Raw genomic sequence first — 21,179 nt, 5'->3', positions numbered from 1 at the left:
GATGAGAGCGCAAAAGGGGTTCACCCTCATCGAGCTGATGGTTGTGGTAGCAATCATTGGTATTCTTGCGGCGATTGCCTATCCGAGCTACTAACTTTTCAATAAGTAGTGTCAGCCCAGGATATAGCGGCACTCTGGCTGCCTAAAAAATGACTTCACGAGTTCGGGGAGCTTCTGGATGCTACGCAAAGCACGGAGTGCGAGTCGCTTCATCTCCTCGGCGCTCTCGACCAACTGGCTCGAAACCTTCCGCTTCACATGAGCCCAGACTGTTTCGTCCGGGTTCAGCTGCGGCGAGTAAGGCGGCAAATAGAACAACTTGAGCTTGCCGTCCAAGCTCTCGATGTAGCTCTTGACCATCTTTGCCTTGTGAATCGGATGACCATCGACGATCAGAAAGACCGGTTTCTCGGCATTGAGCATCAAGCGCTTGAGGAACTCGACGAACACTTTCGCACCGACCGAGCCCTCATGCAGCATGAACCGAAATTCGCCCTGCGTGCCGACGGCCGAGATCATGTTCAGCGAGAAGCGCCGACCCGTCGCCTGCACCACCGGCGTCCGGCCTTGTGGCGCCCAAGTCGTGCCGGTGTGGTAGTCCGAGCGGATGCCCGACTCGTCGCCAAAGTAGATCGTTGCTCCGAGCCGCTTGGCTTCAGCGCGAATCGCGGGGTAGGTCTCCGTCTCCCAAGTGCGCACCAGGACGGGGTCTTGCTGCCACGCCTGGTAGAGCGGCTTCTGGGCGCTGAAACCCAGGATCTTCATCAGGCGGTGAACCGAGGAGACCGACAGCTCTTTCTTGAATTGGCGTTTGATCAAGTGACGAATCAGAGACAGCGTCCACAAGCCGAACTCGAACTTGAACTGCTGCGGGTTGTGGTCACGAACCGCATTGGCAATCCACGAAAGCTCCTCGGCGCTGAGTTTGCTCGGGCGTCCCGGAATCGGCTTGGCGAGCAATGCGTTCTGTCCGCCATTGGCAAAATCGGCGAGCCACCGGAAAACGCTGCGCTCATTCACGCCATACGCCGCCGCGACGCTTTGCACCGTCTGCCCGTCACGTACCGCTTTGACGGCCTGCTGCCGCATGACCTGCAAGGTGTGATGATCGAGAGCTCGGCCGTCGGAAAGTCGTTTGCATTTCATAGGCCATATTATCGCTCACATGACACTACTTATGGGAAACTCAGTATCAGGAGCACGTGCTGCGTACACGGCGCGCAGCGGCCACCGGGTGCTTACTGGAACTGGCGCAGTTCATGGAGCGTTACTACACGACCAACATGCGCTATGTGGACAGCGACGGCAATCCGCCCGCCTTGCCTAACACCGCCTGCCGAACCGAGTTGGCTGGGTTCTACAACTTTAGTTTGAGCGGCGCGACTGCCTCATCGTTTGACTTACAGGCTGTGCCGCAAGGGCCACAAGCAGCGGATACGCGCTGCGGCACCTTGGGGCTCGATGAGACCGGGGCCCGGAGTGAATCGGGTACTGGGCAGGTGGCGGATTGTTGGTGAGGTTTGTGACGACGTAACCGGGAGCGGGCTTGTCCGCAATGGGGAGGCGATCGAATAGGGAGGCGGTCGATTACCCCGTTCGGACAAGCCCGTTTTGCAACCGGTTGCCGGGTACGGCTTACTGCGTTTCAGCCGCTGTTGCGCAAGCCGGCGGCAATGCCGTTGATCGAGATGTGTAGCCCTCCGCGCAGTTGGTCGTCGCCGGGGTGTTCGCGGTGGCGGCGCAGCAGTTCGACCTGGACATGGTTCAGTGGGTCGAGATAGGGGAAGCGGTTGCGGATCGAGCGCTTCAATAGCGGGTTGCCATCGAGCAGTTCCTGCTGGCCGGTAATGGCCAGTAAGGCATCGACCGTGTCCTGCCATTCACGGCAGATCCGTTGGAAGATCGTCTCGCGCAGTGTGCTGTCATGCACCAGTTCGGCGTAGCGGGCGGCAATGGCGAGGTCGGTCTTGGCGAGCACCATATCCATGTTCGACAACAAGGTAGCAAAGAAAGACCACTCCCGGTACATGCGTTGCAGGTGGGCAAGCCCCTCTTGCGGGTGGGTGGCCAGCCAGGCTTTGACCGCGCTGCCAAAGCCGTACCAGCCGGGCAGCATCAGCCGGCATTGGGACCACGAAAACACCCAGGGAATGGCACGCAGGTCTTCGATGCGTCTGCCCTTCTTGCGCGAGGCCGGGCGTGAGCCGATGTTGAGTTCGGCAATCTCGCTGATCACCGTGGATTGCCAAAAGTAGTCCTCGAAACCGGGGGTCTGGTACACCAGGCCGCGGTAGGCGGAAAAAGCGCTGTCGGAGAGCGTCTGCATGGTGTCCAGAAAGGCCGGATCCGGCGCGAGCGCTTCGCCGGAGAGCAGGCTGGCCTCCAGGGTGGCGGCTACCAGCACCTCAAGGTTGCGGCGACCCACTTCCGGGTTGCCGTACTTGGCGGCGATGACTTCGCCCTGTTCGGTCAGCCGGATCTGGCCCTGCACCGCCCCGCCTGGTTGTGCGAGGATGGCCTGGTAGCTCGGCCCCCCGCCGCGCCCCACCGATCCGCCGCGGCCGTGAAACAGGCGCATGCGCACCCGGTGGCGGGCAAAGACTTCGGCCAAGCCGATTTCGGCTTTGTAAAGCTCCCAGCCCGAGGTCAAAAAGCCGCCGTCCTTGTTGCTGTCCGAATAGCCCAGCATGACTTCTTGCAGGAAACCGCGTGAGGCCAGCAGCGCGCGGTAGGGTTCGAGGGTGAACAGGCGATCCATCACGCCCGGCGCGTTGCGCAGGTCTTCGATGGTCTCGAACAGCGGCACGATATTGACATCCAGCGCGTTCTCATGCGGTCGTAACAAACCCGCCTCTTTGAGCAGCACGGCCAGTTCAAGGACATCGGAGACCGCATCGGTTTTGGAGATGATGCAGTTCTGGATGACGGCGGGGCCAAAGCGCAGGTGGGCGGCGCGCGCGGCGCGGAAGATGGCCAGTTCGGACTCGGTTTCGTCGCTATAGCGCAGGTGCGGCGAGGCCAAAGGGCGGGGGCTGGCGAGTTCGCGGAGCAAAAGCGCAACCCGCGCGGCTTCGTCCAGCGCCCGGTAATTGGCTACGCCGCCTGCGGTGGCGAGCAGTTCGGCGACCACACGTTCATGTACGTCGGCGTTTTGCCGCAGGTCGATGGGCGCCAGATGAAAGCCAAACACTTTGACCGCGCAGCGCAAGTGGCGCAGCCGCCCGCCAGCGAGCGCGGCCGAGCCGTTGGCCACCAGCGAGCGGTCAATGGTGTTGAGATCCTCGGCCAGCTCGGCGGGCCGTAGGTAGGGCGCGGCCGGGCCCACCGGCCGGCTAGGCGGTGAGCTGCCCAGCCAAGCGCTCCAGGTGGCCGCCAAGCGGGCATGCATGCCGGCGATTGCGCGCCGATACGGTTCATCGCGGCGATGCGGGGAGTGGTCCGCCGAACGGTCGGCCAGCGCCTGCAGCGCATCGGAGACTTCAACCAAGCCCGCCGCGAGCGAGAGCTGGGAGCCCAGCGCATGAAGTTCCTCTAGATAAAAGCCGAGCACGGCGGCGGCCTGCAGCGCGAGCGCACGTTCGAGCACCTCAGCGGTGACGAAGGGGTTGCCATCGCGGTCGCCGCCGATCCAACTGCCAACTTGCAAGAAAGCCGGCAGTTCGCCGCTGGAGGTACCCAGGCGGTCTTCTACGTTGGCGTATAGACGCGGCAGTTCGCGCAAAAAAGTGGTCTCGAAGTAGGACAGCCCGTTGTTGACTTCGTCGATCACCGACAAGCGCACCGGGCGCAGCATGCGGGTTTGCCACAGTGTGAGCACCGCGCGGCGCAAAGCGGCGTCGTTGGCGGCCGCTTCCTCGGGGGTCAAGCGCATGCGGTCGCGTTCGTCGAGCAGGCGGGCGATCACCGTTTGACAGTTGAGGATGCTCTTTCGCTGTACTTCGGTCGGGTGGGCGGTCAGCACCGGGCAGACCAGGGCTTGGTTGAAAAAGCGGGTGAGTGCCTCGGTGGCCGCTTCGCCCAGCACCCGCGAGGTTTTATCCAGTGCATGGGCCAGGCTGCCTTCGCGCGGGGCGGAGCCGGCCAGCAAGTGGGCGCGGGAGCGGCGGATGTGATGCTGGTCTTCGGCGATGTTGGCCAGATGCGAAAAGTAGCTGAAGGCCCGCACCACCTGGATGGTCTGTTCGCGCGCCAGGGCGTCCAGGATGCCTTCCAACTCGCGACGGGCCTCCAGATCCTCGTAACGGCGAAAGCGCACCGAGGTCTGGCGGATGCGCTCGATCAGCGCAAAGCTGGCTTCGCCCAATTGGTCGCGCACGGTGTCGCCCAAAAGGCGGCCCAAAAGCCGGATATCTTCGCGCAGCGGCGCATCCTTGTCGGTGGGTGTGTTGTTTTCGGCCATTTTGCGAGTCTTGGGTGCGGTTGGTTCAAAGGTAGCGGGCATTTACGCGCTCTCCGCGCGGAGGGCGGTGGCCTAACACAGTTGCCGGCGGGAGAAGTTGGCCAGCCATCTGCCGCCTGAGCTATGGGCTGCCGCCATCGACGGAATTTTTCGTGCTCGGCGCAACTTTTACCGTGCCACGCAGTGCCCGCAAGAGTGCTCTTGCGGCGCGTCCGGTTCCGGATCGGTTGGGCGGGTCAGCGCGCTGCGGCCTCAAGGGTGAGCGGCGTGGCATGCTAGAATCGTCCGCAATCTTTTCGCCATGCGTGTCAACCCTGATGTGTTGCGCTGCGGCGAAAAGCTGCCTCGAACTTCAGCTCTGCTTTGTGTCTTCTTTTCATGAGTGCCCCCGCCGTGAGCCGTACCCAAGCTGCCTGCGTCGCGCCCGAGCGCATCGTCATCGCCACCCGTGAAAGCCGTCTGGCCCTGTGGCAGGCCGAGCATGTCAAGGCGCGGCTCGAGGCATTGTATCCCGCCTGCCGGGTGAGCTTGTTGGGGATGACTACACGCGGCGACCAGATTCTGGATCGCCCGCTGGCCAAGGTGGGTGGCAAAGGCTTGTTCGTCAAGGAGCTGGAAACCGCCTTGCTCGATGGCCGGGCCGACATCGCCGTGCATTCGATGAAGGATGTGCCAATGCAATTGGCCGAGCCTTTCACGCTGGCATGCATTTGCACCCGCGAGCTGCCGTTCGATGCGTTCGTATCCAACCGCTATGCCAGTCTGGACGACATGCCACCAGGTACGGTGGTCGGCACCTCGTCGTTGCGGCGCGAGTCACAGTTGCATGCCACTCACCCTTATTTGGCGGTGACCAGCCTGCGGGGCAACCTCGACACCCGCCTGCGTAAGCTCGATCAAGGTCGGTACGACGCCATCATTTTGGCGGCGGCCGGTTTGAAGCGCCTGGGGTTGTCCGAGCGCATCCGCGCGGTGCTGCCTGCCGAGGTCTCGCTGCCAGCCGCGGGACAGGGCGCGTTGGGCATCGAGTGCTTGGCCAGTCGTCCGGAAGTGGCGGCCTGGCTGGCGCCGCTCGATGACCCCGATACGTCGGCCTGTGTGCGTGCCGAGCGCGCTGTGGCCGCTGCGTTGGCCGGCAGTTGCGAGGTGCCGCTGGGGGCGTATGGCCAACTGCGCAGCGGCCGTCTGTGGCTGCGCGGCTTTGTCGCACTGCCAGACGGCAGCCGTATGGTGCGTGCCGAGCGGGAAGGCGACCCGGCCGAGGCCGAAGCGCTGGGGCGCGCTCTGGCCGATGACTTACGGGCGCAAGGCGCCGAAGCCATCCTGGCCGAGCTGGGCTGAAGCGGTGGCGATGTCAGCGGATGGATTGCTCCCCCTGGCCGGCCGCCGGGTGGTGGTGACCCGGCCGGCTGGACAGGCGGATGCGCTATGCCAAGAAATCGCCCGTCGCGGTGGGGTGCCGATCCGGTTTCCGCTCATGGCCATCGAGCCGTTGGAAGACCCGTCGGCCCTGCATGCGCTGGCCGCACGCCTGGAAGACTTCGATTACGCTTTTTTTGTCAGCCCAAACGCGGTGGAGCATGCTTTGAAGGTGCTCAGCAAGGTGCGCGACTGGCCGGCACGGGTTGCCGTGGCCACGGTCGGGGCGGGCAGCGAGCGCGCCCTGGCCGAACACGGTTTCGACCGGGTGATTGCGCCAAAGAGCGGTTTCGACAGCGAAGCCGTACTCGCCCTGCCGGCCTTTGCGCCGCAGGCGATACGCGGTCGGCGGGTGGTGGTTTTCCGTGGCGATGGCGGGCGTGAATTGTTCGGCGACACCTTGCGCGAACGCGGGGCCGAAGTCGAGTATGTGACCTGTTACCGCCGCACTCGACCGCAGGTTGCGCCGCAGCTCTTGCAGGAGCTTGCCGCGCGCGCCGAGCTGGATGCGCTGAGTTTGACCAGCAGCGAAGGGGTGCGCAATCTGATCGCCCTCTTGGGGGGCGAGCTGTCGCCTGAGCTCGCCGCTGTACCGGTGTTTGCGTCGCATCCGCGCATCGTGGCGCAGGCCGGGCTGGCCGGCTTTGCCCGCGTCATCGAGACCGCGCCGGGTGATGCCGGCCTGCTCGACGCGCTTCAGACGCACTTTGGCCACAGCCTCGGTTAAACTGAAGGCATGAAAGAAGACATCCCTGCGCTTACCCGACCGCCTGCATCCGAGGATGCAGCCGCTCAATCCGCCGATGCTGCACCCGCGTCCGCTGCGGCATCCGCACCGGGCGAACCGATCTCCAACCGTCCGGCACCGCCAGCGCGCCGCGGCGCGAGCGGGCTTGCCCTGTTGCTCGCCGCGGTTGCGGCCGCTGCGGCCGCGGTGGCGGGCTGGCAGGCCTGGCAGACCCGCACACAGGTTGCCGATTTGCGCGATGAATTGGCCCGCAGGCTGTCCGCAGCGGACGCGGTGGCCGGTGAGGCGCGGGCGTTGAGCCGTCAGCAACAGGAGGCGATTGCAACGCTGCAGGGCAAGCTCGGGGCCCTGGAGTCCAAAGTGGCAGCCACCGAGGGGCAGGCCGCCGCGCTGGAAGCGCTTTATCAGGAATTCTCCCGTTCCCGGGAAGACCGCGCGTTGGCCGAAGTCGAACAGGCCATCGTCATCGCCGATCAGCAGCTTGCGCTCGCCGGCAATGTGGAGGCCGCTTTGATTGCCCTGCAGAGCGCCGAAAGCCGTCTTGCGCTGCTGGACCGCGGACAGTTGGCGCCGCTGCGCCGGGCGATCGTGCGCGACATCGAACAGTTGCGCAGCGTGGCACAAAGCGATGTGCAAGGTATGGCACTGCGCTTGGAGCGGATGCTCGAGGGCGTGGATGCGCTGCCGCTGGCCTATGCGGGTGAGCTGGCTGCGCCGCAGTCTGGATCCGAAGAAACGGCGTCTGTGGCTGCGCCCCAAGGCGCGGTTGCGCTTGACTTCATCACTAGCCTGCTGGGCGATATCTGGCGTGAAATCAAAACCCTGGTGCGGGTGGAGCGGTTGGATCGCTCCGAGCCGGTGTTGCTGGCGCCTGCCCAAAGCACCTTTTTGCGCGAAAACCTCAAAATCCGCCTGCTGACCGCAAGACTTGCGTTACTGGCGCGCGACGGGCGTAATTTCCAGGCCGATCTCGCTCAGGCGCGCCAGTGGGTCGAACGCTTTTTCGATACGCGGGACGAGCGTGTGCAAACCCTGCTCGCGGAGCTGGACAAGTTGGGGGCCACGCCGGTGGCGATCGATCACGGCGTGATGCTCGATAGCGTGCCCGCCTTACGTCTGCTGCAGGCAAGACCGGCCAACGGTGGAGCGGAAGGCATTTCCGCTGGCGACAAGCCAGCCGCGGCCGGCCATGGTGTCGCCGCGCCGGCCGAGCACTGAGGGCGGATCATGCGTGCGCTGATCTGGCTCATCGGCATCTTTGCTCTGGCTGCTGCGTTGGCAACCGCGGCCAGCATCAACACCGGTTATGTGCTGCTGGTGGTGCCGCCATACCGCGTGCAGTTGTCGCTCAACTTGGCGATCATCGGTTTGTTGGTGGCTTTTGTGCTGGCCTACCTGTTGGTCAGGGTGGTGCGGCGTACCCTGGCGCTGCCCGGTGCGGTGGGCGCTTTCCGTGACCGGCGGCGGCGCGAGCAGGCCGGGCGTGCGCTGCGTGAGGCGCTGCGCACCCTGTTCGAAGGGCGCTATGCGCAGGCGGTCAAGTTTGCCGACAAAGCCTATCGCAGTGGCGAAAGCCCGGCCATGGCGGCGTTGCTGGCGGCCCGTGCGGCGCACGCGATGCGCGACGAAACCCGTTACAAGACCTGGCTGGGCCGGGTGGCCGAGTATGGCGATCAAGCGCGCGCCGCACGGCTGATGAGCGAAGCCGAGCTGGCGGTGGAAGATCGCAATTTCGAGTTGGCCGCAGAACGTCTGGAGACCCTGCGTTTGCTCGGCAATCGGCAAATCGCCGCGCTGCGCCTGTCGCTGCGGGTGGCTTCGGCGCTGAACCGCTGGGATGAGGTGCTCAAGCTCGCCCGTCAGCTCTACAAGCACAAGGCGCTGTCGGATGAACAGGTGGCGCCGCTGATCCGACGGGCGCATGTCGAGCGGATGCGGGAACTGGTTGGCGACGGCAAGGCGTTGGCCGAGTACTGGAAAGCGATTCCGGCGGCTGAAATGAAGGACCGTCGGATGGTCGAGCGCGCCGTGCCCTTGTTGGTCGCTGGCGGACAGGGGGCGCTGGCGCGTCGCAAGTTAGAGCAGTTGCTCGACGCCGAATGGGATTCCGAACTGGCGCGTCTCTATGCGCTGTGCGGGCAGGACGATGCGGTGGCCTGTCTGGCCAAGGCCGAGAAATGGCTCCAAGCGCATCCCAAGGATGCCGGACTGTTGCTCGCCCTGGGGCGCTCGTGTCTGCAGGCGCAGTTATGGGGCAAGGCGCGCAGTTATTTGGAGTTGTCTTTGGGGCTCGAACCGGCGGTGGAAACACATTTGGCGCTGGCCGGTTTGTTGGAGCAGTTAGGGCAGGGTGAGGCGGCACAGGCGCATTATCGCGCAGCGGCCAAAATGTCGGCGGCCCCGACCACGGCGCAGGCCAGCCTGCCTGCCGTTGTTTGAGCCAAGGCGGCAGGCTGCGCAGCCGGTTTTGGCTCGCGGAAAGACGTGCTGAAATGTCGTCAGTGGCTTGGGCGGCCTCGATCCGGTGTGCCGCTCACACCCAGTCGCGGGGTTTCAGAAAACGCTCGTAGAGTGCCGCTTCAGCGCTGCCCGGTTCCGGTTGCCAGTCATAGCGCCATTTGACGATCGGCGGCAGCGACATCAGGATGGATTCGGTGCGTCCGCCCGATTGCAGGCCGAACAGGGTGCCGCGGTCCAATACCAGGTTGAATTCCACATAGCGCCCGCGGCGGTAGGCCTGGAAGTCGCGTTCGCGCGCACCGTAGGGAGTGTTGCGACGGCGTTCGACGATGGGCAGATAGGCGTCGAGAAATGCGTCGCCCACCGCGCGGGTAAGGCCGAAGGCGGTTTCGAACGGAGTGTTGCCGTCCGCGCCGAGGTCATCGAAAAACAGTCCGCCGACACCGCGCGGCTCATTGCGGTGTTTGAGAAAAAAGTAACGGTCGCACCAATCTTTGAGCCGACGGTATTGCGCCTCGCCGCCGAAGGGCAGCACCGCGGCTTTGCAGGTGGCGTGGAAGTGGCGCACGTCGTCCTCGAACCCGTAGTAGGGCGTCAGATCCATGCCGCCGCCGAACCACCACACCGGCGCCTGGCCATCGGCCAGCGCGACAAAGCAACGCACATTCATATGCACCGTGGGGCAGTAGGGGTTGCGCGGATGCAGCACCAGCGACACGCCCATGGCTTGGAAGCTGCGACCGGCCAGTTCCGGACGGTGTGCGCTAGCCGAGGCCGGCATGGTCTTGCCATGCACATGAGAGAAATTGACTCCGCCGCGCTCGAAAAAATCGCCTTCCTCGATGACCCGGGTCAGTCCGCCGCCACCTTCGGGACGCTCCCAGGCATCGGCGCGGAAGGACTGTCCGTCGAAGGCTTCGAGCCGGTCGACGATGCGGGCTTGCAGATCGGTGAAATACGGTTTGATAGCGGTGAAGTCGGCGGCCATGGTGATGGGCGGAGGGCAAAAGCCGGCACGGACATGGCCGCGCCGGCGGCAAGGGCTCAGTTTTTGCGCGCCACGGCGCGGTGGCCGATGTCGCGGCGATACTGGCGACCGGCAAACTGGATCTGGTCGGCGGCCTGGTAGGCGGCCTTTTGCGCGTGGCGGATGTTGTCGCCCAGCGCGGTGACACACAGCACCCGCCCGCCAGCGGTGAGCAACTGGCCGTCCTGCTCCACGGTGCCGGCATGAAAGACGTGCATCTCGTCGCTGTCGGCCGGTAGATGGGCGATGACATCGCCCTTGCGCGGTTTGTCCGGATAGCCTTCCGCGGCCAGGACCACGCCCAGCGCCACTCGGCGGTCCCATTCGGCTTCGACCTGGTCGAGCCGGCCGGCGATTGCCGCTTCGATCAGATCGGCCAGGTCGGTTTTCAGGCGCATCATGATGGGCTGGGTTTCAGGATCGCCCATGCGGCAGTTGAATTCCACCACACGCGGTTTGCCGGCTTCATCGATCATCAGCCCGGCATAGAGGAAACCGGTATAGGGGGTGCCGTCGGCGGCCATGCCGGCGAGCGTGGGCTGGATGATTTCGCGCATCACCCGCGCATGGACTTCCGGGGTGACTACCGGGGCGGGGGAGTAGGCGCCCATGCCGCCGGTGTTGGGGCCTTGGTCGCCGTCTTTGAGGCGCTTGTGATCCTGACTGGTGGCCAGCGCCAGCGCGTGCTTGCCGTCGGCCATGACGATGAAGCTGGCCTCTTCACCCTGCATGAATTCCTCGATGACCACGCGTGCGCCGGCATCCCCCATCTTATTGTCGAGTAACATCATGTCGATGGCCGCGTGCGCTTCGGCGAGCGTCATGGCCACGACCACGCCTTTTCCGGCCGCCAGACCGTCGGCCTTGATGACGATGGGCGCGCCTTCGGTGTCGACATAGGCATGCGCTTGCCCGGCATCGGTAAAGGTGCGGTGCTTTGCGGTCGGGATGTGGTGGCGGACCATGAACTCCTTGGCAAAGTCTTTGGAGCTTTCCAAGCGGGCGGCGGCCTGCAGCGGGCCGAAGATCGGCAGGCCCGCCGCACGGAAGGCGTCCACCACGCCGGCGGCGAGCGGCGCTTCGGGGCCGACCACGGTAAAAGCGACCTTTTCATTGCGGGCCAACTCGACCAGATCGGGAATTGCGGTCACCGCTACGTTTTCCAGCAACGGTTCGCGCGCGGTGCCAGCGTTGCCCGGCGCGACCAGCACCCGGGTGACCTTGGGCGATTGGGCCAGTTTCCAGGCCAGGGCGTGTTCGCGTCCGCCCGAGCCGATGACGAGGACTTTCATGAGCGGACTCCGATCAGTGACGGAAGTGGCGCAAGCCGGTCATGACCATGGCGATGTCGTGCTCATCGGCCGCGGCGATGACTTCGGCGTCGCGCATCGAGCCGCCGGGCTGGATGACTGCGGTGGCACCGGCTTGGGCGAGCACGTCCAGCCCATCGCGGAAAGGGAAGAAGGCGTCCGAGGCGACTACGCAGCCTGCGATCGTCAGGCCGGCGCTTTCGGCCTTGATCTTGGCGATACGGGCCGAATCCACCCGGCTCATCTGCCCGGCACCGACTCCGACGGTCATGCCATTCTTGCAATACACAATGGCGTTGGATTTGACATATTTGGCCACCCGCCAGGCAAACAGCAGGTCGGCCAGTTCGGCTTCGGTGGGCGCGCGCCGGGTGACCACCTTGAGATCGGCCGGCGTAATCCGCGCCTGGTCGGCGCTTTGTACCAGCAGCCCGCCGCCTACGCGCTTGTAGTCGAATGCGCCGGCAGGCTGGCCGAGTGGGCAGGTGAGCACACGCACGTTCTGCTTGGCGCGCAGCAGTTCCAGCGCTTCGGCGCTGTAGGCCGGAGCGATCAGCACTTCCAGGAACTGAGCCGAGACCGCCTCGGCAGCGGCGCGATCGACTTCGACGTTGAAGGCGATGATGCCGCCAAAGGCCGAGGTGGGATCGGTCGAAAAGGCTTTTTGGTAGGCTTCCAGCGCGGTGGCGCCCAGCGCCACACCACAGGGGTTGGCGTGTTTGACGATCACGCAGGCGGTGGTGTCGAAAGATTTGACGCATTCCCAGGCGGCGTCTGCGTCGGCGATGTTGTTGAACGACAGCTCCTTGCCTTGCAACTGGGTGTAGCCGGCAATACCGCCTTCCGGCGCATTGGGTTCTTTGTAGAAGGCAGCGCTTTGGTGCGGGTTTTCGCCATAGCGCAGGTTTTGTACCTTGTCGAAAGCCAGTTGCAGGCGTTCCGGGTAGGTTTGCGCGGACAGGTCGCCGGCCGGGTTGCTGACCAGCGCGGAGAGATAGTTGGAGATCGCCGCATCGTAGCGCGCGGTGTGGGTGAACGCCTTGACCGCGAGCGCAAAGCGGGTTTTGTAGCTCAGTGTGTTGGCATGGGCTTTGAGCTCGGCAAGGATGTCCGGGTAATCGGCCGGGTCGGTGACAATGCCCACGCCGCCGGCCTCATTGCCATGGTTCTTGGCAGCGGCGCGCACCATGGCCGGGCCGCCGATGTCGATGTTTTCGATGGCGTCTTCCAGGGGGCAATCGGGGCGCGCCACGGTGGCCTGAAAGGGGTAGAGGTTGACCACCACCAGATCAATACGGCTGATGTCATGCGCGGCAATGGTATCCATGTGCTCGGCCAGGTCGCGGCGCGCCAGAATGCCGCCATGCACCTTGGGATGCAAAGTTTTGACCCGGCCGTCGAGCATTTCCGGAAAACCGGTGTGCTCCGAGATGTCGGTGACGGCCAGGCCCGCGTCGCGCAACAGCGCGGCGGTGCCGCCGGTCGACAGCAGTTTGATGCCAAGCGCGGACAGTTCGCGGGCAAAGTCGAGCACGCCGCGCTTGTCGGACACGCTGATCAGGGCTTGGGTGACAGTCATATGGGGCTCTGCAACAGAAAGGGGGAAACACACATGGCGCGGCGCGGGCGGTGGAGCCGGCCGATCACAGCAGATCGTATTCGGTGAGCTTGCGACGCAGGGTGTTGCGGTTGATGCCCAGCATGCTGGCGGCGGCGGTTTGATTGCCGCCTGCCTGGCGCAGCACGAATTCGAACATCGGGCGCTCGACGTTGCGGATCACCATCTCGTAGATGGCGGCCGGACGCTCGCCGTCCAGATCGCGGAAATACTGGTCAAGGGTGCGTTGGACGGATTCGGCGATGTCGTTGGAACGGCTCATGCTGCGAGCTCCTGCGGAAAGTCTTCTTCATAACGCAGATGGGAGTCGGCTTCGGCAAGCTGGCCGAAGAACGCATCCACTGCGTCGAGCTGGGCGGAGATGTCGGGCAACTGGTTCATCGCCCGGCGGAATGCGGCCGAGCCGACCAGGCCCTTGGTGTACCAGGAGATATGTTTGCGCGCCACTTTGACGCCGGTCTCCTCACCGTAGAAGGCGTAGAGATCGGCCAGATGCTCGCGACAAACCCGATGGATTTCGCTCACCAGCGGCGGCGCAGCCAACTGGCCGGTGGCCAGATAATGTTCGATCTCGCGGAAAATCCAAGGCCGGCCCTGGGCTGCACGGCCGATCATGACGCCGTCGGCGCCGGTGTAGTCGAGAACGTACTTGGCCTTTTGCGGACTGTCGATGTCGCCGTTGGCAATGACCGGGATGCGCACCAGGGTTTTGACCAAGGCGATGGTGTCGTATTCCGCTTCGCCCATGTATTGGTCGGCGCGGGTGCGACCGTGGATGGCAATGGCGCGAATACCGGCGTCTTCCGCGATGCGCGCAATCCTGGGGGCGTTTTTGTTTTCGCGGTTCCAGCCGGTACGGAATTTCAGCGTCACCGGGGTGTCGGGCACGGCTTTGACCACCGCTTCAAGAATGCGCGCGACCAGCGGCTCATCCTGCAGCAGCGCGGAGCCGGCCATCACATTGCACACTTTCTTGGCCGGGCAGCCCATGTTGATGTCGATGATCTGCGCCCCGCGCTCGGCGTTGTAGCGCGCGGCTTCGGCCATCATCGCCGGATCGGCGCCAGCAATCTGCACCGAGATCGGCGCCACTTCGCCTTCATGATTGGCCCGCCGGCGGGTTTTGGCGCTGCCGTAGAGCAGTGAGTTGGAGGTCACCATTTCGCTCACCGCAAGTCCGGCCCCCAGCTTCTTGCAAAGCTGGCGGAAAGGACGGTCGGTTACCCCGGCCATGGGGGCGACGAACAGGTTGTTGCGCAGGGTGAAACCGGCAAACTGCATGGGGCGGTCGAGCGTGGGGGAAAGGGCGGCATTTTACCCCATACGGCTTAGGGGGTGGGGTCGGTGTTCAGGGGTTTGGCCCATTCTGGGCAGGAGGGCCGAGACGGTCTGCGTCGGGGGTTCACGGCCAGGCGCGGGCGCCGAACATCATGCGCTTGGCGATGAAGTGGCGCAGCGGCGGCAGCATGTCGAGCGCAAAGAGCCCGGCGCCGCGCAGATGACGCAAGGGGGCGAGATCGTTGCTGAACAGGCGCACCAAGCCGTCGGTGAAACACACCGTGGCGGTGCGATCTGCGCGACGGCGGCGGGCGTATGCGGCCAAGGTGGCGGGCGCGCCGGGGTCGTCGGGGTGGCGCAGCAGCACCTCGGCCAGCGCCCACACGTCGCGCAGCGCCAGGTTGAAACCTTGTCCGGCCACCGGGTGCAGGGTCTGGGCGGCGTTGCCCAGCCAGACGGTGCGCGGCCCCACCGGGCTGCGTCGCATCCGCAGGCCCAAAGGGTAGCGCAGACGTTCGCTGACCGCGGTGAGGGCAAGGCGGCTGCCGAAATGGGCCTGCAAGCGGGCCAGATAGGCGGTGTCGTCGAGCGCGAGATGCTCGTCGATCTGTTGCGGGGCGGCCACATGAACCAGAGCGTAAGCGTTGCCAAAAGGCAGCAGGGCCACCGGGCCGGCCGGCGTGAAACGTTCGAAAGCGGTGCCGTGCGCCGCCCCCTTGGCCTGTACCAGGGCGATGAGCGCGTGCTGGCGGTAATCGCGGGCGAGCGTTGCAGCCGGTTCGGCGTCGATGCCGCCTTCGGCGCACACCGCCAGACGCGCACGGCACCGGCCTGCATGCCGGCCGGCCAGCTCGATGTCGATGCCGTCGGCAGCGGGATGGAGGCTGCGCACCGCGGTGTCGTCGAGCACGGCGATGCCGGCGCGGTCGAGGGCTTGGCGCAGCGCGGCAGCCAGCGCGCCGGCGGCGGCTACATGACCGAGCGCCGGTACACCGTAGTCACTGGCGCGGATCAGGGTGCGCCCAAAGCCGCCTTGTTGGGAAACGTGGATGGTGTCGATGGCGGTGGCCGGTATGGCTTGCCATACGCCCAGACGCGCCAGGGTGAGGCGGCTGCCGTGGGCCAGTGCCAGCACTCGCGGATCAGCCGCGGTGGCCTCGGCGGTGCGGGCGTCGGCCAGCACCACATCCAGTCCGCTGTCCTTGAGCGCCAGGGCAAACGCCATGCCTACCGGCCCGGCACCGACCACCAACAGGTCATGAGTGGTCATGGCTGTGCCTCACGCATCAGCGCTTCGATGTCGGCCACACTGCGCGGTGCTTCATCGGTGAGGATCTCGCAGCCTTGGGCGGTGACCACGGCATCGTCCTCGATGCGCACGCCGATGTTCCAAAATACCTCGGGCACGGTCTCATCCGGGCGGATGTAGCAGCCGGGCTCCACGGTGAGCACCATGCCCGGCACCAGTGGCCGCCAGTGGCCGTCTTGCTTGTAATCGCCCGCGTCATGCACATCCAGTCCCAGCCAGTGGCCGGTACGGTGCATGTAAAAGCGCCGGTAGTCGCCGTTTTCCAGCACGCTATCGAGACTGCCGTTGAGCAGCTTCAGATCCAGCATGCCTTGGGCCAGAACCTTGACCGCGGCCTCATGCGGCGCGTTCCAGTGGGCGCCGGGGCGAATGGCAGCCTTGGCCGCAGTTTGCGCAGCCAGTACCAGCTCGTAAATGTCGCGCTGCGGGCCGGAAAAGCGGCCGTTGACCGGGAATGTGCGGGTGATGTCGGAGGCGTAGCCGTCGAGCTCGCAACCGGCATCGATCAGCAACAACTCGCCGTCGGCCATGCGGCGGTCGTTGTCGACATAGTGCAACACGCAGGCGTTAGGGCCGCTGGCGACGATGCTGGTATAGGCCGGCGCCTGGCTGCCGGCGGCGCGAAAGGCGTACAGCAGTTCGGCTTCGATTTCGTACTCAAAGCGTCCCGGGCGGGTGGCGGCCATGGCGCGACGATGGGCGGCGGCTGAAATGCAGGCCGCGCGGCGCATGGTGGCCAGCTCGAAGTCGTCTTTGATCAGGCGCATTTCGTCCAGTTCGGTGCGCAGCTCGCGCACCGCGTGCGGCGCCACCACGCCGCTGCGGCACTGGGCGCGTACTGCGTTGAGCGCGGCCATGATTTTGTCGTCCCAGGCTCTGTCGTAGCCCAGGCTGCACCACAGCACCGGCTGGTTGGATAGCAATTCCGGCAGACGGCGCTCCAGTTCGCCGATGGTCCACGCTTGGTCGAAGCCAAAGGCCGCTTGCGCCGCTTCCGGGCCAAAGCGATAGCCGTCCCAGATTTCGCGCTCTTCGTCCTTGGCACGGCAGAACAAAATGCTGCGGTCTTCCTCGCCGGCGATCAGCGCCACCACCGCCTCGGGTTCGCAAAAACCTGTGAGGTAATAGAAGTAGCTGTCGAAGCGGTAAGGGTAGAGCGCGTCGCGGTTACGGGGGCGCTCCGGGGCAGTGGGCAAGAGGGCTATACCGCCGCCCAGCGCGTGCATGCGGGCGAGCAGGCGGGCGCGGCGGGCGCGAAACGGGGCGATGTCGAGACGGGGTTCGGTAGGCGGATTCATGGGGCGGATGATGTCATGCGGTCGGGTCGGCCGAAAGTGTCGACGCCGAGATGGCGCTCCAGTTCAGCCAGGCGCGCCGGGGTGCCGACATCCAGCCAGTAGCCGGTGTGCAGGCTGCCGGCAACTTGTCCGCGGGTCATCGCGGCACGCAGCAGTGGGGCGAGTTTGGCCGCTTGGCCCGCGGGCAGATCGGCAAACAGTGCAGGCCGGTAGGCCCCCAGACCGGAGAAGGTAAAGCGTGGGCCGTCGCGATCCCGCACCCGGTCGCCAACCAAGGCAAAGTCGCCCTCCGGGTGGTGGTTCGGGTTGGGTACCAGCAGCAGATGGGCCAGATCGCCGGTGGCTAAAAGTTGCTCGGCGGCGGCGATCAGTTGCCCCAGGTCGGCATCGCAATAGACATCGCCGTTGAGGACCAAAAAAGGCGCATCGCCGAGTAACGGCAGCGCCTGGCGGATGCCGCCGGCCGTCTCCAGAGCGGTGTGTTCGCGCGACCAGGCAATCTGTACGCCAAATGCGCGGCCATCGCCCAATGCGGCCTCCAATTGGGCGCCGAGGTGGGCGTGGTTGATGACCAGGGTGGTAATGCCGGCTGCGCGCAGGCGTTCGATCTGATGCACGATCAGCGGCTTGCCGCCGACTGCCAACAGCGGTTTGGGGCAGTGGTCGGTGAGCGGACGCATGCGCTCTCCGCGTCCAGCAGCCAGGATCATCGCGCGCATCGGCCGGGTTCAGAAGGTGTAGCCGACTTCGACCGGCTCGGGGTCGAGTTGGTCGAGCAGTTTCAAAAGCGGCGCAAGTTCGCCGTAGCGCCGGCAAGCGCGGCGCAGGTAGTCCAGCACCCGCGGCATCTCTTTCAGATAACCCTCTTTGCCGTCGCGATGGTAGAGGCGGGCGAAGATGCCCAGCACTTTGAGATGGCGCTGTACGCCCATCCATTCGAACTCACGGTGAAAGTCGGCAAAATTCCGACGCACCGGCAGGCCGAGACGGCGTGCGGCGTCCCAGTAACGCGCCAGCAGGTCGAGGACGAATTCTTCCTCCCAAAAGATATAGGCGTCCTTGAACAGCGACACCAGATCGTAGCTCAGCGGTCCATACACCGCGTCCTGGAAGTCGATGATGCCGGGGTTGCGGCCATTTTCCAGATGCATCAGGTTGCGCGAATGATAGTCTCGGTGCACGAAAACCTTGGGTTCGTCCAGATGGACCGCGAGCAGGCGTGCGAACACCGCCTCCAACATGGCGCGCTGGCTGTCGTTGAGCTGGAAGCCCTTGTGGCGGGCGATGTACCAGTCGGGGAAAAGCTGCAGTTCGCGCATCAATAGCTCGCGCGAATATTCGGGCAACACGCCGGGTCGGCTGGCGGCCTGGATGGCGATCAGGCTGCCCAGCGCCTCGGCATACAGACCGTGGGCGTTGTCGGCGTCGAGCACTTGCAGATAGGTGCGCTGCCCCAGGTCGGACAACAGCAAAAAGCCCTGCGCGGTGTCGTGGGCAAGCACTTCCGGCACATGGACGCCGGCGGCGGCGAACAGTTCGGCGACTTGCAGCCAGGGACGGCAGTCCTCGTGTTCCGGCGGAGCGTCCATGACGATGCGCGAAGGACTGCCGTCGGCAAAGCTGACGCGAAAATAACGGCGGAAGCTGGCATCGGCCGAAGCCGGGGCGAGCTGAAAGCTTTGTCCGGGCAGTTGCGCGGCGAGCCATTGCTGGAGTTGGTCGAATCGATGCAAACCGGTTCTCCGCAAACGTTCGTGTAAAATCTGCGAGTTTATCAAAGGCAGGGAACGCGCCGGCCGGCGCGTGGCCAACTTTTCGGACGGGGAGCGCTTTGCCGGGCTTGGGCTTGAACACGCAGATGCGGTTGATTCCGCTGCTGTTATGCTGGATGTCGGGAGCTGCGCTGGCAGGCGGCATGCCCGCGCTGGTGGTGTCGCCGGATTTGGTCGGAGGCGCTGGCACGGTCCGCGCACCGCAACAGGCGCCTTCGGCGGCGCCGGTGCCTGTGGCAAAGCCGCAGCGGGGCGACGCGCCGGCGACGGTGCCGGCACCGGCAAATGCCGCAACCGGCCACCTCGATGCTGCGCAGGGCGCACAGCCGGCCGCCGATACGCCGCCGCGCGCGGCCGGGCAGAGCGTTCCGGCACCGGCAGACGGCGCCACGTCGGTGACCGCCTTGCGCATCCGCGGCACCCGGACGGTGGAACTGGTGGCCGAGGGCGAAGCGGAACTGCTGCGCGGCGACCTGACTTTGACCGCCGACCGCCTGACCTATCACGAACCGACCGATGAAGCGCGCGCCGAAGGCAATGTGCGCCTGACGCAGGGCACCGACGAGATTACCGGCCCTGCCGCGCGCATCGTGGTCGGCGAGCGTACCGGCAGATTCGAGTCGCCGCGCTACGCGATCACCCGTGCCGCCCGATCGACACCGGGCAAGGATGGCCGGGCGATTACCGGCAGCGGCGGGGCCGATGTGCTCTACTTCGAGGGAGAGAACCAGTATCGGCTGTCCAATGCAACCTGGTCCAGCTGCCGGCCGGAGGATCCGGACTGGTATGTCAAGGCCGGCGAGCTTGAACTGGACTACGACACTGAAATCGGCACCCTGCGCAATGGTACCGTGGTGTTCAAAGACACCCCCATCCTCTGGGTGCCGTGGGCGGAATTTCCCTTGGTGGCCCGCCGTCAATCGGGTTTGCTTGCCCCGACCTTGGGCACTTCGAACAAAACCGGCGTCGATATCACGCTGCCGTACTACTGGAACATTGCGCCGAACTATGATGCCACCTTGTCGCCGCGCCTGCTCAGCCGGCGGGGGGTGCAGCTTGGCGGGGAGTTTCGTTATCTGACCGAAGACTACCGTGGCGAGCTGCGCGGCGAATGGTTGCCGGAGGACCGGGTCGAGGGCGTGGAACGCCACCTTACTTCCTTGCAGCACTGGCACCGTATCAGCCCGCGGCTTTTTGCCTCGGTGGATTGGAACGCGGTGTCGGATGACCGGTATTTTGAAGACCTCAGCTCGCGCGTGGCCTTGGCCTCCAAGGTCAATCTGTTGCGCCAAGGGCGGCTGGATTACTACGGTGCGGACTGGTGGTCGGCCTCGGCAGTGTGGCAGCGTTACCAAACCCTGTACGGCGACGAACCCTATCGCAAACTGCCGCAGCTCACCTTGGCCGCCAACCGTGCCGATCTCGCCGGTGGCACCACCCTGGCGATGACCGCCCAATATACCGAGTTCGATCATGCGGACAAAGACCGCATCGTCGACGGGGTGAGGGTCTATGCTCCAGGCAGCCGGCTGGTTCTGTACCCGCGTCTGTCATGGCCGATCGAACGCGCCGGCTATTTCATCACGCCCAAGCTCGGGGTGCACTACACCCGCTATGACCTGGACGCGCCCTATCTGGTCGATGGCGGGCGAACCCGGATTACCCGCACGGTGCCTATCTTCTCGGTCGACGCCGGGCTCACTTTCGAGCGCGAAACCCGGCTATTTGGCAATGACTATGAGCAGACCCTGGAGCCGCGCATCTTTTATGTGCGCGCGCCAGCGCGCGAACAGGACGATATTCCGCTGTTCGACACCACGCGCTATGACTTCAGTTTTGCGCAGATGTTTTCCGAGTTTCCTTACAGCGGCCATGACCGTATCGCCGATGCCGACCAGGTGACGCTGGCCTTGATCTCGCGGCTGATCGATCCGGTCAATGGGGCTGAGCGGCTCTATGGGGCGATCGGTCAGCGTCATTATTTTTCCGACCAGGAGGTGGCATTACCTGGCGAAGCACTGCGGGTCGACCGTCGTACCGATGTGCTGGCTGCGCTGGGCGGACGCATCACCCCAACCCTGTCGCTCAATTCCGCATGGCAGTACGATCCGCGCGACCGTCTCACCGAGCGTTTCACTGTCGGCGGCAGTTGGCGTCCAGCCTTCGCCAAGGCGGTCAACATGAGCTACCGGTGGACCCGCGACGTGCTGCGCGATCTCGACCTGTCGGCGCAGTGGCCGCTGGGCGGGCGCTGGTACGGCGTTGGTCGACTGACCCGCTCGATACAGGAAGGACGGATCACCGAGGCGATTGCCGGTTTGGAATACGATGGCGGATGCTGGGTGTTCCGCACCGTGGCGCATCGCTTTGCCACCAACGAAAACGACACCACTCAGGCGCTGTTTGTGCAACTGGAGCTCAACGGATTGGCGAGCATAGGCTCGAACCCGGTGGGCTTGCTCAAACGCAGCGTGTCCGGTTACGGCAAGATCAACGAGCCCGGCTCCGGACGTATTTTTGGCACCGATTGACAACCAGGAC

17 protein-coding genes and 1 pseudogene are annotated in these 21,179 nt (G+C 64.8%); 7 read left to right on the top strand and 11 right to left on the bottom strand.

All coding sequences use genetic code 11. From position 1 onward, the window contains the following. Position 1 precedes the first annotated feature (1 nt). A pseudogene (locus DIE29_RS11870) lies at positions 2-91 on the top strand (prepilin-type N-terminal cleavage/methylation domain-containing protein); the annotation flags it as partial. A gap of 20 nt (positions 92-111) precedes the next feature. Here DIE29_RS11870 and DIE29_RS11865 read toward each other — a convergent pair. After that, on the bottom strand, positions 112-1,146 hold the full coding sequence (locus tag DIE29_RS11865; protein ID WP_114649170.1) for an IS630 family transposase: 1,035 nt from the start codon (positions 1,144-1,146) through the stop codon (positions 112-114). A 56-nt stretch (positions 1,147-1,202) separates the two neighbouring features. Here DIE29_RS11865 and DIE29_RS11860 point away from each other — a divergent pair, with 56 nt between their 5' ends. Beyond that, positions 1,203-1,517 (top strand): type IV pilin protein, encoded by a 315-nt coding sequence (locus tag DIE29_RS11860; RefSeq protein ID WP_114649993.1) that lies wholly within the window; start codon positions 1,203-1,205, stop codon positions 1,515-1,517. 128 nt (positions 1,518-1,645) lie between these two features. Here DIE29_RS11860 and ppc read toward each other — a convergent pair whose 3' ends face one another. After that, positions 1,646-4,399 (bottom strand): phosphoenolpyruvate carboxylase, encoded by a 2,754-nt coding sequence (gene ppc, locus DIE29_RS11855; RefSeq protein WP_114650325.1) that lies wholly within the window; start codon positions 4,397-4,399, stop codon positions 1,646-1,648. 378 nt (positions 4,400-4,777) lie between these two features. Between ppc and hemC the strand changes: the two genes are divergently transcribed. Genes hemC through DIE29_RS11835 form a run of 4 tightly spaced genes read left to right on the top strand, consistent with a single transcriptional unit; the run spans position 4,778 to position 9,005 of the window. After that, positions 4,778-5,740 carry a hydroxymethylbilane synthase gene (hemC, locus tag DIE29_RS11850; protein WP_114649992.1) on the top strand — a complete coding sequence of 321 codons (963 nt, stop codon included), beginning with the start codon at positions 4,778-4,780 and terminating at the stop codon, positions 5,738-5,740. A 10-nt stretch (positions 5,741-5,750) separates the two neighbouring features. Next, on the top strand, positions 5,751-6,545 hold the full coding sequence (locus DIE29_RS11845) for a uroporphyrinogen-III synthase (protein ID WP_102042552.1): 795 nt from the start codon (positions 5,751-5,753) through the stop codon (positions 6,543-6,545). 9 nt (positions 6,546-6,554) lie between these two features. Next, positions 6,555-7,784: a uroporphyrinogen-III C-methyltransferase gene (locus DIE29_RS11840; RefSeq protein WP_102042551.1), complete on the top strand. Its 1,230-nt coding sequence runs from the start codon at positions 6,555-6,557 to the stop codon at positions 7,782-7,784. Positions 7,785-7,793: 9 nt separating this feature from the next. Further along, entirely contained in the window at positions 7,794-9,005 is a 1,212-nt protein-coding gene (locus DIE29_RS11835) for a heme biosynthesis HemY N-terminal domain-containing protein (protein WP_114649991.1), read from the top strand. 94 nt (positions 9,006-9,099) lie between these two features. Here DIE29_RS11835 and hemF read toward each other — a convergent pair whose 3' ends face one another. The 9 genes from hemF to DIE29_RS11790 all read right to left on the bottom strand — a co-directional run bounded on the left by hemF (position 9,100) and on the right by DIE29_RS11790 (position 18,599). Continuing rightward, positions 9,100-10,014 (bottom strand): oxygen-dependent coproporphyrinogen oxidase, encoded by a 915-nt coding sequence (gene hemF, locus DIE29_RS11830; RefSeq protein WP_114649990.1) that lies wholly within the window; start codon positions 10,012-10,014, stop codon positions 9,100-9,102. A 56-nt stretch (positions 10,015-10,070) separates the two neighbouring features. Continuing rightward, positions 10,071-11,345, bottom strand: a complete 1,275-nt coding sequence (gene purD, locus DIE29_RS11825; protein ID WP_114649989.1) for a phosphoribosylamine--glycine ligase — start codon at positions 11,343-11,345, stop codon at positions 10,071-10,073. Positions 11,346-11,358: 13 nt separating this feature from the next. Continuing rightward, positions 11,359-12,942: a bifunctional phosphoribosylaminoimidazolecarboxamide formyltransferase/IMP cyclohydrolase gene (gene purH / locus DIE29_RS11820; protein ID WP_114649988.1), complete on the bottom strand. Its 1,584-nt coding sequence runs from the start codon at positions 12,940-12,942 to the stop codon at positions 11,359-11,361. Positions 12,943-13,006: 64 nt separating this feature from the next. Next, complete coding sequence (locus tag DIE29_RS11815) at positions 13,007-13,243, bottom strand: helix-turn-helix domain-containing protein (protein WP_102042546.1); 237 nt, start codon at positions 13,241-13,243, stop codon at positions 13,007-13,009. Beyond that, positions 13,240-14,262 carry a tRNA dihydrouridine synthase DusB gene (gene dusB, locus DIE29_RS11810; RefSeq protein WP_114649987.1) on the bottom strand — a complete coding sequence of 341 codons (1,023 nt, stop codon included), beginning with the start codon at positions 14,260-14,262 and terminating at the stop codon, positions 13,240-13,242. Before dusB ends, DIE29_RS11815 begins: the two co-directional genes overlap by 4 nt. Before the next feature lie 121 nt (positions 14,263-14,383). After that, positions 14,384-15,529, bottom strand: coding sequence for an FAD-dependent monooxygenase (locus DIE29_RS11805; RefSeq protein ID WP_102042544.1), 1,146 nt, complete (start codon positions 15,527-15,529; stop codon positions 14,384-14,386). Continuing rightward, a complete protein-coding gene (locus DIE29_RS11800; protein ID WP_102042543.1) occupies positions 15,526-16,866 on the bottom strand; it encodes an aminopeptidase P N-terminal domain-containing protein in 1,341 nt (446 codons plus the stop codon). The genes DIE29_RS11805 and DIE29_RS11800 overlap by 4 nt, the downstream gene beginning before the upstream one ends. Continuing rightward, positions 16,863-17,576 carry an N-acetylmuramate alpha-1-phosphate uridylyltransferase MurU gene (murU, locus tag DIE29_RS11795; protein WP_102043283.1) on the bottom strand — a complete coding sequence of 238 codons (714 nt, stop codon included), beginning with the start codon at positions 17,574-17,576 and terminating at the stop codon, positions 16,863-16,865. Before murU ends, DIE29_RS11800 begins: the two co-directional genes overlap by 4 nt. 18 nt (positions 17,577-17,594) lie before the next feature. Continuing rightward, complete coding sequence (locus DIE29_RS11790) at positions 17,595-18,599, bottom strand: aminoglycoside phosphotransferase family protein (RefSeq protein ID WP_114649986.1); 1,005 nt, start codon at positions 18,597-18,599, stop codon at positions 17,595-17,597. 125 nt (positions 18,600-18,724) lie between these two features. On the opposite strand from DIE29_RS11790, the gene DIE29_RS11785 reads away from it, so the two are divergent. Then, positions 18,725-21,169 (top strand): LPS-assembly protein LptD, encoded by a 2,445-nt coding sequence (locus DIE29_RS11785; protein ID WP_162860627.1) that lies wholly within the window; start codon positions 18,725-18,727, stop codon positions 21,167-21,169. Positions 21,170-21,179: the final 10 nt, after the last annotated feature.

The organism is Pseudothauera hydrothermalis (genome assembly GCF_003345255.1).
GTDB classification, from domain to species: Bacteria; Pseudomonadota; Gammaproteobacteria; order Burkholderiales; family Rhodocyclaceae; genus Pseudothauera; species Pseudothauera hydrothermalis.
Note: the sequence above shows the minus strand (reverse complement) of the source record. Positions and strands in the feature narration are given on the sequence as shown.